Below are 12,883 nucleotides of genomic sequence, written 5' to 3' on the forward strand. Positions count from 1 at the left end.
TCTCAGGGGTTTCGCGAAATTCAATTCGCCGTTTTAAGTGAAAACCGCAAGTTTTGGGCAAACTTTTAATCCTCAAGAATTATGGAATCCAGTTTATTGACCTCTGTTTTTTTGCCCCTAGCACTGGCCATCATCATGCTCGGGATGGGTATGTCGCTTACGACAGATGACTTTAAGCGGGTGGTCGTTTATCCCAAGGCAGTAATGCTGGGATTAATCAACCAGCTCTTTTTACTTCCCTTGATTGCCTATGGGCTGGTGTTGGCCTTTGGCTTGACAGCTGAATTAGCCGTTGGTATTATGATCCTCGCTGCCTGTCCCGGAGGCGCCACTTCAAACTTACTGTCTCACTTGGCCAAAGGAGATGTAGCCTTATCTATTACCTTGACCGCGGTAACCTCCCTGGTTACGGTCATTACTATTCCGCTGATCGTCAATTTCGCTTTAATAAGTTTCATGCCGAATGGAGAGGCCATGCAACTCGATGTTCTCAAAACCGTCATTAGCGTGGTCATTGTCACTTTAGTGCCCGTGACCATTGGAATGATCATTCATCGCTATCAGCCAAACTTCTGCGCCCGAATGGAGCGTCCGGTAAAGATCATGTCGGCTGTCTTTTTGGTCTTGATCATAGCCGCCGCAATTCTAAAGGAGCGCGACAATATTCTTGGATACTTCGCACAAGCTGGACCGGTTGCATTGGCACTTAACCTATTGACCTTGGCACTCGGATTCTACTCCGCTCGTTTTCTGAATTTGAGCTCACAGCAGAGTCGGACTATCTCCATTGAAACAGGTATTCAAAACGGCACCTTGGGTATTGCCATTGCAGCAACCTTAATTGGAAATTCCCAAATGACTATTCCCCCGGCCATTTACAGCCTAATTATGTTTGGGACGGTGAGTGTTTTGGTCTTTGCCAGAAAGAAGGCCGAGGAATAAAATTACTTACCTTCAGACCGCTAACTTAAAAACCTAGACAATGAAGAAGGCCTATTCCCGGATTGCACTAGCGCTCATCTTTTCCCTACCACTTGCAACAAATGGTCAGGAATTTGAATTTATCTTGGATCAAGCTGAGGATATTCCTCTCGTCACGAGCCAGTTTGTAGCAGAGTATCAAAGGGACATCAATCAGAACATTGGAACTGCTTTTTTTAATGTGGCTCAATCAGGTTTGAGCAATTTGAATAAGAATGAATTTTCTATTTCGCTCGTAGGAGGATCTTCTTATTTAACGGAAAGTAATATTTCGAACCCGACGAGCCTGGATGTCTCGCCTTCCGGTCTATACTACTTTTCAGATGCCATTCCCACCATCTTTAATTCTGCAGACGGAACGGATTTAATTTATGGTTTTATTGATCCTGCCACCGGACAACCATTGGTAGATCCGACTACCGGTGACAATGTTGAAGTGGCCGTGGGAGTTCCTGGAGGTCAAGGACTAGGTTTCGGTGCCACCCCCGCCGGAACGATTGGTGTCGGTTACGGAGTTGGTGCGAATACGACTATTTACGCGACGTTTACGCCAATGTTATACAGCAGCATGGGTGATCAATTTGATGAGCTGTCTATCGAGAATGATTTCTCTTTCGGATTTCATGTAAAACATGAATTCGGTTCTTGGATCCCTTTCTTGGCAGACAATGGTATTCTGACCAGCTTGTCTTTAGGATACAATCAGTATTCCATTTCCGGAAACTCTGCGACCATAGACCCAACCGTTGTTGATGTCTCCATGGGCTATGAATTGCGCACGTCTGCTCTTGAATTTGACTTTGCCACAGTACTCAATACAATAGGAACGCGACTTGATATTGCCAAGAGATTCGGATTCATTGAGGTCGGAGTTTTTGGAGACTATGTAACGAGCTCCTACACATCCACTTCTGACGGAACCATGGATGTTGATCTCGTGAACACGGACATGAATGAAATTGAGGACAGCAGAACGCTTGCTGACTTTGCCAACTATGACGATTCGGTCAGTTCAATTGGAGGAGGGGTCAATATAACCCTTGGCCAGGGTTGGTTCCGCGGCACCCTGAATTATCGTTATTCAGAAGTACAGAACTTTGGCTTTGGACTCCTTTTCGTTTTGAATAGGGAATAAGCCCCTTGGTTTAACCCATCCAGGCTTGAACCTCGTCCAGCTGAAGGGCGGGAAGGCCTAGCTTTTTCTTCTTACGAAGTCCGTTCATTTGCTGGTGGACCTGTGTGTGCTTCAGCTCGCGCATGGCTTCAATGCTGCCGTACTGTTCCAAAAAGTGAGGCGCCCAGTCTGCGGAGATTCCCACAGCTTCAAATTCGGCGGGAGTTACCACTGGCGCTTGCTTTTCCGGTTTCATTTGCGGGAAGAACAACACGTCCTGAATACTGGCGCTGTCGGTCATGATCATGCTCAAACGATCAATTCCGATACCTAATCCCGCCGTAGGCGGCATTCCGTATTCAATGGCACGCAGGAAGTCTTCGTCCAGTACCATGGCTTCATCATCACCTCGTTTTCCGAGTTCGAGTTGTTCCTCGAAACGGGCTCGCTGATCAATTGGATCGTTGAGTTCCGAGAAGGCATTGCAGATTTCTTTTCCGTTGCAAATGGCTTCAAAGCGCTCCACCAAGCCGTCTTCGCTGCGGTGCTTTTTGGCCAATGGCGACATCTCCACGGGGTAGTCGGTAATGAAGGTAGGCTGAATGAGTTTGGGCTCACAGTGCTCGCCGAAGATCTCGTCGATGAGCTTTCCACGTCCCATGCTGTCGTCCACATCCACACCGAGCTTTACCGCTGCAGCGCGCATGTCTTCTTCATTGAGTTCGCTGACGTCCACGCCGGTGAATTCCTCAATGGCGCCGTACATGGTGTATCGCTTCCAAGGGCGTTGGAAGTTGATGACGTGGTCTCCACAAGGAACCTCGGTGGTACCGTGCAGGTCGAGAGCGATTTTCTCCACCATCTCTTCCACGAGATTCATCATCCACTCGTAGTCCTTATAGGCTACATAGAGTTCCATCTGGGTGAACTCCGGATTGTGGAAACGGCTCATTCCCTCGTTGCGGAAGTCTTTGGCGAATTCGTATACGCCATCAAATCCACCCACGATGAGGCGTTTGAGGTACAACTCATTGGCGATGCGCAAGTACAGCGTCATGTCCAAGGTGTTGTGATGGGTCTTGAAAGGTCGGGCCGCGGCTCCTCCATAGAGGGGCTGCAGGATAGGCGTTTCCACCTCCAGGTATCCCTTGTCGTTCAGGAACGAGCGCATGGAGGTCGTGAGCTGGGTGCGCTTGACAAAAGCCTCGCGAACGTCTGGGTTAACCACGAGGTCCACGTAGCGCTGGCGATAGCGTTTTTCCGGATCGGTAAAGGCATCGTGTACGTTTCCGTCCGCGTCTGTTTTGGGAAGGGGCAAAGGACGAAGCGACTTGGTGAGCATGGTCAACTCCTTCACGTGGATGGAAATCTCTCCTACCTGTGTGGTGAAGACATATCCTTTAATACCCACAATGTCCCCGATGTGCATGAGTTTTTTGAAGACCGTGTTGTACAAGGTCTTGTCTTCGCCGGGGCAAATTTCGTCTCGGTTGACGTAGATCTGAATGCGACCAGTGCTGTCTTGAAGCTCGGCAAAGGAAGCCTTACCCATGATGCGTTTGCTCATGATGCGGCCGGCAATGGTGATGTCCTTGTACTCGGTTTTGTTGACCTCGTAGTACTTCTTGATGGACGCCGCAGAGGTGTCTACCGGATAGAGATCGGCCGGATACGGATCGATCCCCAATTTTTTCAGCTCTTCCATTGCCTCGCGGCGGATGATTTCCTGTTCGCTCAATGCCATTTTTTCCTTCAAATTTGAAGGGCAAAAGTACTAAAAAGCGACCGACTCTTTTGTTACCTTAGCCATATGAAGCAACTGATTCAAGACTTTCCACAACACCTAGCTGATGGCTTGCACATTGCACAGCAAGCCAGTTTGAAACCTGCTGCTCGTGAAATCCGTCAAGTGGTCATCACCGGCCTTGGCGGATCGGGTATTGGAGGAACCATCGTCTCCGAGCTGATGGCCTCGCGCTGCAAGGTGCCCATCGTGGTCAATAAGGGCTACAGTTTGCCCGCTTTTGTCAATCCCTACACCTTGGTTTTGGTGAGCACCTACAGCGGGAATACTGAAGAGACCCTAAGTGCCTTGTCGCATGCGGATGCTGCCGGTGCTGAAATTGGCATCATCACTTCGGGTGGTCAAGCGCTGGAATACGCTCAAGAGAAAGGCTGCAATCACATTGTGGTTCCAGGCGGAAATCCGCCCAGATCCATGTTTGGATACAGTTTTGTTCAGCTGCTGAAGTACCTCAGCCACTACGGATTGGTCGATGGTGAAGTCATGAACGAGGTGAGCCACAGCATTCAGCTATTGGAGGAGGAAGGAGCCACTCTTCGTGCCGCAGGCACTGAGCTTGCGGGTTTCCTACAGAATAAGATGCCGGTGGTTTATGCCGGAGATGGCTTCGAAGGAGTGGCGGTCCGTTTCCGTCAACAGTTCAACGAGAATTCGAAGATGGTTGGTTACACGGGAATGGTCCCGGAGATGAACCACAATGAGCTGGTCGGATGGGCTGGAGGCGGCGATCATATGGCCGTTGTCTTTTTCCGGAACGAGAGCGATGATGCTCGTGTACAAAAGCGCATGGACATCAATAAAGAGATTGTCGAGCGCTACACGCCGCATGTTCGTGAGGTTTGGAGCAAGGGTGGAAACGACATTGAGCGAGCCTTGTATTTGATTCACCTTGGGGATTGGGCCAGCTATGATCTTTCTGAGCTGAATGACGTTGATGTCATGGAAATCGAAGTGATCGATTATCTAAAAAGCGAACTGGCGAAATTTAAAGCATGAGCGTAACGACCCATTTCCAGGATCTGGGGGTCATCGAGTATAAAAAGGCATGGGACTATCAGCAACGTCTGTTTGATGGCACTGTGCAGATGAAATTCGACAACCGCAAACTCCCGGAGGAGGAGCGGCCGAAAACCCGGAATTACTTACTGTTTTGCGAGCATCCGCACGTGTACACCCTCGGAAAGAGCGGTGATATGGCGAACTTACTCATCAATGAGGAGAAGCTCAAAGAAATTGGAGCGACCTACTTCCCAATCAACCGCGGGGGTGACATTACCTACCACGGACCGGGGCAAATTGTGGCCTATCCCATTTTCGATTTAGACTACTTTTTCACGGACATCCACAAGTACCTGAGGTTCTTGGAGGACGTCATCATCAAGGTCCTCGAAAAGTATGGCCTCGAGGGCCAGCGCTCGCCTGGGGAGACCGGTGTATGGCTCGATGTAGGCACGGATCGCGCCCGCAAGATCTGCGCGATGGGAATTAAGGCTTCACGCTGGGTCACGATGCATGGCTTGGCCTTCAACGTCAACAGTAATCTGGAGTATTTCGGATACATCGTGCCGTGTGGAATCACGGACAAGGCGGTGACCTCTCTAGATGTTGAAGTCGGGCGCACCCTGGATTACGCCAAAGTCAAGCAGGAAGTGAAAGAGGCTTTTGCCGAGGTCTTTGACCTCAAGTACGCGTGAGGTAGCCCAACACCAAGTCCCGCAATTCCATCGGCTTTTGGGCGTGCACCCAGTGGCCCGCCCCGTCCACCGTTTCCACTTCAGCCGAAGTAAAGTGCTCTTGAATGTGGGCAAAAGTTCCCGCATTGATGTAGTCGCTTTCGCCGCCGGCAATAAAGAGCGTTGGTCCTTCGTATACCTCGCCGTTTCCAAGCGCTTCACCCACGTTTCCAATCTGGTCGTTCAGGCCGTGCAAATTAAACCGCCACGCCAAACGCTCCTTCTCAATCCAATAGAGATTCTTGAGCAAGAACTGCTGAACACCCGGTTCGGGAATGCCTTGCGCCAATTGGTTTTGCGCCTCACGGCGCGATGTCACCTGATCCAAGTCCACACTCAACAAGGCGTCTAGAATTTCACGGTGGTGAATGGGGTAGAACTGAGGACCAATGTCCACGACGATGAGCCGATCCACCCGGTCGGGGTTATCCAGAGCAAAGCGCATGGCCGTTTTTCCGCCCATGGAGTGCCCCATGACGTGACCGCGCTCAATTCCGTGATCTTCGAAATACTCCAGTAAATCTTCGGACATGGCCGTATAGCTGTGCTCCTCACTGTGGGGGGAGCGGCCGTGGTTGCGCTGATCCACAAGGTGCACTTCAAAATGCTCCGCGAATTGACCGGCGAGTGTTTTCCAATTGTCCAACATGCCAAAAAGGCCGTGCAGGATCACCAAGGGTTCGCCCTGGCCTTGAATGAGGGAGTGCAGTTTCATCAGAGTTCGGAGAGTTGGAGGCGATACATTTGAATAGTGTTCTCCAAGCCATAATACAGCGCATCGCTGATCAGGGCATGGCCGATGGACACTTCCAATAGACCGGGGATATTCGTGGCGAAGTAGTTGAGGTTTTTCAAGTCCAAATCGTGTCCGGCATTGATCCCTAGTCCAGCGGCATTCGCCGCTTCCGCCGTGGCGATATAAGGGGCAATGGCCTCTTCCTTTTGTCCGGCGGCAAAGCCCACGGCATAGTCTTCGGTGTACAATTCAATACGGTCTGTTCCCGTGGCCACCGCCGATTCGATGAGGGTGGGGTCGGGCTCCAAAAAGATGGAGGTTCGGATGCCTCGGGCCTTGAGGTGAGTGATGATTCCTTTGAGGAAGTCGCCTTTCTCACGGGTGTCCCAACCGGCGTTGGAGGTCAGGGCCTCGGGCGGATCGGGTACGAGGGTTACTTGCGCTGGATTGACTTCGAAGACCAGTTCCATAAAATCGGGGCCTGGATAGCCTTCGACGTTGAATTCCGTGGTCAACTCGGGCTTGAGTTCCCGGACATCGCTGTAGCGGATGTGACGTTCATCGGGCCGAGGGTGGACGGTGATGCCTTGGGCGCCAAAACGCTCGGCGTCAAGGGCGACTTGAAGTAAGTTGGGGACCTTTCCCCCACGGGCATTTCGCAGGGTGGCTACCTTGTTGATGTTGACGCTGAGAAGAGTGGAATGAGCCATGGCTAAAATGGAAGTGCAGTGAAGGCAACAAAGTTAAAAAGGTTATGTTTGTTTTAGACAGAACCTGCGGTCATGCTTAGCAAACAAGTCTTACAAAATGAGATCGAACCGATCACTCGATCGGACTCCGGATTATACGCCTTGGGCATCATGGATGAATTCAAGGTGGAGCATCTTCCCGTGGTGGAGGATGGCATGCTGGTCGGTCTGGTTCGCGAGTTGGATTTGCTGGACATGCATCGACCCGAAGGGTCATTGGCCGAACAAGAAGTTCCGCTCACTCAGGTCTTTGTCAACACGGATGATCATTGCTTTCGCGCTCTGGATTTGATGGGCGAAATGTCTGTGACCCTCCTTCCGGTGGTTGATCGTCAAAACCGGTATGCGGGTTATATCACCTCCATGAATTTGATCGAGTGCATGAGCGAACTCACTGCGGCTCAAGAGCCCGGGGGATTGTTGATTCTGGAGATCAATCAGAACGATTACAGCCTTTCGGAGATCGCACAGATCGTCGAGTCAAACGACGCCAAGATTTTGAGCGTATACGTGAGCAAGCACGCGGACAGTACCAAGATGGAGGTCACGTTGAAGATCAATCGGACCGATTTGGCCGCGGTGATTCAGACCTTTGAAAGGTATGAGTACCGAATCACGGCCACCTACCACGAGAACGACGATTCGGATGAAATGAAGCGACGCTTTGGGCTCTTCATGAATTACTTGAACATGTAAGTATGCGGGTCGGGATTTACGGGAAAGAGATTAAGAGCGAACATCTGAAGTTCGCGGAAGAGCTGTTCGAGTGCCTGAAGGCCTCGGGCTGTGAACTGATTGCGTATTTCCGTTTTGTCGAGCGCAATACCCAGTATTGGTCTGCGGACATTTTTGACGATACCTTCCAAGATCACTTTGACATGATGCGCAAGGAGGTAGATGTTCTTATTTCCCTTGGGGGAGACGGGACCCTCTTGGACAGTACCATGCTGGTCGTGAATAGCGGTGTTCCGATAATGGGGGTGAACTTTGGGCGACTGGGCTTTTTGGCCAATATCGCTCGAGAAGACATCCGCAAGGCTATCGAACTTTTGACCACAGGTCAATACGAGAAAGAACCGCGCAGCGTCATTCGCTTGGATACCCAGCGCGACCTTTTTGAGGGCATGAACTTCGCATTGAACGAGTTGACGGTGAGCCGAAAGGATACCACCGCCATGATTACCGTTCACGTCTATTTGAAAGACCAGCTCTTGAATTCATACTGGTGTGACGGGCTCATCATTTCTACACCTACGGGCTCTACAGGGTACTCTTTGAGTTGTGGCGGCCCCATCATTATGCCGGGCTCGCGAAACTTCGTTCTAACGCCTATTGCCCCGCACAACCTGACGGTTCGGCCATTTGTGCTGAGTGATCAAGTGGAGCTTCGGATCCGCGTCGAGGGCCGAAGCGAAGAGCATTTGGTGTCCTTGGATTCACGCGTTCGGAGCATCACGTCAAACGATGAATTGATCGTGAAACGAGCCAATTTCGACATCCATTTGGTGCGCTTTGAAGGGCAGACTTTTTCCGAGACCCTTCGGAACAAATTAATGTGGGGCATTGACAAGCGAAATTAAGCCTGGTCAAAATCCCATCCTCTTGGGCTAGAGGCCTTTGATTCACTATATTTGCAGCCTCCTAAGAAATGCCCAATAATTTCAGCTATTGGGCGTTTTCGTTGAGGACCGAAAAGGTGTTGTTCATGCGTAGAATCGCAATGTTGATGTTGATGGTGGTTACCGCGGGTTCCCTAAGGGCGCAAAGCCCTGAGGTTGGCTTGTGGATTGGTGGGTCACAGTACTACGGTGATGTCGGCATCATCGAAAGCTTCTATATGCCTGAAGATCTGGCCTTTGGAGGTTTTATCCGCTTCAATTTTAACGACCATTTGGCCCTTAGAACAGGGGTGGGATTTGCCGGTGTTCAAGCCGCGGATTCCCTGAGCGTGGTGCCTTATCGCGTGAACCGAAACTTGAGTTTCCGTTCGAGTATTTTCGAAGCCGATGCGCGTTTGGAGCTCAATTTTTGGCCCTACATCATCGGAGTTCCCAAAAAACACAGCCTTTACGTCTTCGCCGGACTCGGCTTTTTCACTTTTAAACCTCAGGCACTGTACCAGGACACCTGGTGGGATCTTCAGCCCTTGAACACCGAGGGTCAAGGAACCAACCTGGCGCCGGACCTCGACACGTACAATCAGTGGAGCTTTAGCGTGCCCTTTGGATTGGGGTATAAAGCCAATATTGGCCGTCGATTCGCGGTGGCGGTTGAATTCGGAGCACGAAGAACCTACACGGATTACCTGGACGATGTGAGTGGCCGATATGTAGATCCCACGCAATTGGCTGCCATCAATGGAGCTGTGGCTGGGGCCTTGAGCGATCGAAGCATCAATCGGGCCGCTGGAGAGGACAATACTTTTTATCTTCGAGGAAACCGAGAGACCAATGATTGGTACTTTATCTCGGCCATCTCGATGAGTTTTAAGATTTTTGATAACCCGGAGCGCTGTCACGACTTTGACGATTAACCTATGGGCCTGAAAGAACAAATTAACCCTGAACGCATACCGCAGCATGTTGCCGTCATTATGGACGGGAACGGACGCTGGGCACGCAAAAAAGGGATGATGCGTGTCTTTGGCCATCAGAACGGGGTTAAGGCCGTGCGCGATACGGTAGAAGCCTGTGCGGAGTTGAACGTTAAGGCCCTGACGCTTTACGCCTTCAGCACAGAGAATTGGAACCGACCTAAAAGTGAGGTGGATGCCTTGATGAGCTTGCTGATCTCGACCTTGAGAAAGGAGCTCCACACCCTCACGGAAAACAATATTCGCCTTCGCGCCATTGGCGACTTGGACGCTTTGCCGCCCGACGGCCGCCGAGAGCTTCAGGAAGTCATGGACAAAACAGCCATGAACGGGCATATGGACTTGGTTCTGGCCTTGAGCTACAGTGCGCGTTGGGAAATGATAGAGGCAGCCAAGAAGATGGCCGAAGCTGTGGCCAAAGGTGATTTGATGCCGGATGAGATTGATGAGTCCTGTATTTCGAACCACTTGAGTACGGCGGGCATTCCCGATCCGGAGCTCCTGATTCGGACCAGTGGGGAAACGCGGATCAGCAACTTCTTGCTTTGGCAGATTGCCTACACGGAACTGTACTTCACCCCAACCCTGTGGCCGGATTTTCGCCGCGAGGATTTGTACATGGCCATCTTAGATTTTCAAAAACGCGAGCGCCGCTTCGGTAAAACGAGCGAGCAAATTCAAGAACGACTGTGAAGGGATTGTGGAGTAAGGTACTGTTGTTGATTGGCTTGACGTTGTTCACGCATCGCGCCGTTGAGGCGCAAACGGGCGTGGAATACGCTACCCCAAGAAATTATGAAATCGGCGGTATTGAGCTGGCCGGAAGTGAAAACCTCGACAAAAATGTGGTGGTCCTTTTGAGTGGACTGCAGGTTGGGGATCGCATTGATATTCCGGGCACCAAGATCACCAAGGCGATTGAGAAGCTCTGGGATCAGAAGCTCTTCGACGAGATTGCCATTTCCATCAAAGAACGTATTGGGGATGACGTGGTCATCCTGGAGATTTACCTCAAAGAATTGCCGCGGCTCTCGAAGTTCTCCTTTACGGGAGTGAAGAAGTCGCGCATTGATGACTTGCGGGACCTCATTCAGCTGAACCGTGGGAAAGTGGTCAATGACAACTTGATTGTCAGCACCAAGAACCGCTTGGAGAACTACTACATCGAGAAGGGATATTTGAACGCGAATATCCAGATTGATTCGAAGCCCGATCCGAATGAAGCCAATGGAATGATCTTGGACATTGCCATTGACAAAGGGTCACGGGTAAAGATTGAAGAGATCATATTCCACGGTAACGAGCAGGTCGAGTCCGTCAAACTGCGCCGGACCATGAAGGACACGAAGCAGATGGGAATTGCCCGTATTTTCAAGTCTTCGAAGTATCTGGAAGACGAGTACCGCGATGACTTGCAGAAGATTGTGGGTTACTACAACACGCTGGGGTATCGCGATGCCTACGTGGTCAAAGATTCGCTCTACAAGTACACAGACGCCACCGTCCGTTTGGAGATCTGGATCGATGAGGGAAGTCAGTACTACTTCCGAAACATCTCTTGGCTCGGAAACACCAAGTACACGAATGCGGAGCTTTCCAAGGTTCTCGATGTTGAAAAGGGAGACGTCTACGACCAAGGTCGTTTGGACGGACGTCTTTACGGTTCGGTTGACGGGAACGACGTGACGTCCATGTACATGGATCAAGGACACCTGTTCTTTGATATCCGCCCGGTCGAAATCTATGCGGAGAACGATTCCATCGATATTGAAATGCGGATTCGCGAAGGGCAGCCTGCGCGCATCAACCGAGTTTACGTCACCGGAAATACGCGGACCAATGACCACGTGATCATGCGGGAGATCCGCACTAAGCCGGGTCAGTTGTTCAGTCGTACGGATGTGATGCGGACTACGCGAGAGCTGGCCAACTTAGGATACTTTGATCCGGAGCAGATTGTGCCGACACCGAAGCCTGATCCCGAGACGGGGATGGTGGACATCGAGTACAACGTAGTAGAGCGTTCAACCAGCCAAATTGAGCTTCAAGGAGGATGGGGTGCCGGACGGGTTGTGGGAACCTTTGGGGTGACCTTCGACAACTTCAGCACCAAGCAGATGTTTGCCGAGAACGGATGGAATCCGCTTCCCCAAGGAGACGGCCAGCGCATCAGCCTACGGGCACAGTCCAACGGACGATTCTTCCAGTCCTACAACGCCAGCTTTACTGAGCCTTGGTTGGGAGGAAAGAAACCGAACTCCCTTACGGTGAGCTTCTACCATTCCGTACAAAACCCAACAGGGCGTCCCAAGGATGACCCCCTTCGTCAAGAGCTTTCAATCACGGGTGTCGGTATTGGAATTGGCCGTCGTTTGAAGTGGCCAGATGACTACTTCACCCTTTACACAGGGGTGAACCTCCAGCGCTACAACCTTTTCAATTACCAGAACTTATTTGCCCTGGGCTATACCGATGGCCAGTCCTACAACTTGAACCTGAAGATCATTTTAGGTCGCAGCTCTGTGGATCAGCCGATCTACCCACGTCGCGGATCCAACTTCGCCATTACCGCCCAGATTACTCCGCCATTCTCGCTCTTGATCGACGAAGATTGGGGCACGGTGGAGCCAGAGGTGAAGTACAAATTCATCGAGTACCACAAGTGGAAAATCGATGCGTCTTGGTACACCCGAATCATTGGCGACCTCGTCTTTAAAACCCAGGTCCAATTTGGATTCTTGGGACAGTACAACCGCGAATGGGGATACTCTCCATTTGAGCGCTTCTACGTCGGAGGAGACGGACTACAGGGATTCGTCTTGGATGGTCGTGAAGTGATTGGTTTGCGCGGTTATCCGAACAACTCCGTATCGCCGATTGGCGGCGGGGTGATCTACGACAAGTTCACCGCGGAACTTCGCTATCCACTAACCCTGAACCCCAACTCCACCATTTATGGCCTGCTGTTTGCAGAAGGAGGTAATGCATGGGGGGACTTCCGCCAGTTCAAACCTTTCGACATCAAACGCGCGATGGGTTTTGGTGTGCGGATCTTCATGCCGATGTTCGGTATGCTTGGGGTTGACTTCGGATACGGATACGACCCACTCGGCGGACCGTTCGGCATTCCTTCCGGATGGCAGACACACTTTATTTTAGGACAACAATTCTAA

The 12,883-nt window shown here is 51.1% G+C and carries 12 protein-coding genes; 9 read left to right on the plus strand and 3 right to left on the minus strand.

Going from position 1 to position 12,883, the window contains the following annotated elements; genetic code table 11:
* Positions 1 to 81: 81 nt before the first annotated feature.
* Together HZ996_04425 and HZ996_04430 are read left to right on the plus strand one after the other, a co-directional pair.
* Positions 82 to 942, plus strand: a complete 861-nt coding sequence (locus HZ996_04425; protein ID QTN38420.1) for a bile acid:sodium symporter family protein — start codon at positions 82 to 84, stop codon at positions 940 to 942.
* Positions 943 to 982: 40 nt separating this feature from the next.
* The gene (locus tag HZ996_04430) at positions 983 to 2,116 is read left to right on the plus strand and encodes a hypothetical protein (GenBank protein QTN38421.1); all 1,134 of its coding nucleotides are present in this window, start codon (positions 983 to 985) and stop codon (positions 2,114 to 2,116) included.
* A gap of 10 nt (positions 2,117 to 2,126) precedes the next feature.
* Here HZ996_04430 and lysS read toward each other — a convergent pair whose 3' ends face one another.
* Positions 2,127 to 3,839 carry a lysine--tRNA ligase gene (gene lysS, locus HZ996_04435; protein ID QTN38422.1) on the minus strand — a complete coding sequence of 571 codons (1,713 nt, stop codon included), beginning with the start codon at positions 3,837 to 3,839 and terminating at the stop codon, positions 2,127 to 2,129.
* Between the two features lie 66 nt (positions 3,840 to 3,905).
* Between lysS and HZ996_04440 the strand changes: the two genes are divergently transcribed.
* Positions 3,906 to 4,895: a bifunctional phosphoglucose/phosphomannose isomerase gene (locus HZ996_04440; protein QTN38423.1), complete on the plus strand. Its 990-nt coding sequence runs from the start codon at positions 3,906 to 3,908 to the stop codon at positions 4,893 to 4,895.
* Positions 4,892 to 5,593: a lipoyl(octanoyl) transferase LipB gene (gene lipB / locus HZ996_04445; protein ID QTN38424.1), complete on the plus strand. Its 702-nt coding sequence runs from the start codon at positions 4,892 to 4,894 to the stop codon at positions 5,591 to 5,593. The genes HZ996_04440 and lipB overlap by 4 nt, the downstream gene beginning before the upstream one ends.
* Here the strand turns inward: lipB and HZ996_04450 are convergent.
* Together HZ996_04450 and HZ996_04455 are read right to left on the minus strand one after the other, a co-directional pair.
* Entirely contained in the window at positions 5,580 to 6,347 is a 768-nt protein-coding gene (locus tag HZ996_04450; protein ID QTN38425.1) for an alpha/beta fold hydrolase, read from the minus strand. The two genes, lipB and HZ996_04450, sit on opposite strands and share 14 nt — an antisense overlap.
* Entirely contained in the window at positions 6,347 to 7,078 is a 732-nt protein-coding gene (locus HZ996_04455) for a pyridoxine 5'-phosphate synthase (protein QTN38426.1), read from the minus strand. Before HZ996_04455 ends, HZ996_04450 begins: the two co-directional genes overlap by 1 nt.
* 72 nt (positions 7,079 to 7,150) lie before the next feature.
* Between HZ996_04455 and HZ996_04460 the strand changes: the two genes are divergently transcribed.
* From HZ996_04460 to bamA, 5 genes are all read left to right on the plus strand, one after another.
* Entirely contained in the window at positions 7,151 to 7,813 is a 663-nt protein-coding gene (locus HZ996_04460) for a CBS domain-containing protein (protein ID QTN38427.1), read from the plus strand.
* A gap of 2 nt (positions 7,814 to 7,815) precedes the next feature.
* The gene (locus tag HZ996_04465) at positions 7,816 to 8,697 is read left to right on the plus strand and encodes an NAD kinase (GenBank protein QTN38428.1); all 882 of its coding nucleotides are present in this window, start codon (positions 7,816 to 7,818) and stop codon (positions 8,695 to 8,697) included.
* Positions 8,698 to 8,822: 125 nt separating this feature from the next.
* A complete protein-coding gene (locus tag HZ996_04470; protein QTN38429.1) occupies positions 8,823 to 9,650 on the plus strand; it encodes an outer membrane beta-barrel protein in 828 nt (275 codons plus the stop codon).
* 3 nt (positions 9,651 to 9,653) lie between these two features.
* Positions 9,654 to 10,403: an isoprenyl transferase gene (locus HZ996_04475; GenBank protein ID QTN38430.1), complete on the plus strand. Its 750-nt coding sequence runs from the start codon at positions 9,654 to 9,656 to the stop codon at positions 10,401 to 10,403.
* Positions 10,400 to 12,883, plus strand: coding sequence for an outer membrane protein assembly factor BamA (gene bamA, locus HZ996_04480; GenBank protein ID QTN38431.1), 2,484 nt, complete (start codon positions 10,400 to 10,402; stop codon positions 12,881 to 12,883). Before HZ996_04475 ends, bamA begins: the two co-directional genes overlap by 4 nt.

It is taken from the genome of Cryomorphaceae bacterium (assembly GCA_017798125.1).
Taxonomy (GTDB): Bacteria; Bacteroidota; Bacteroidia; order Flavobacteriales; family ECT2AJA-044; genus ECT2AJA-044.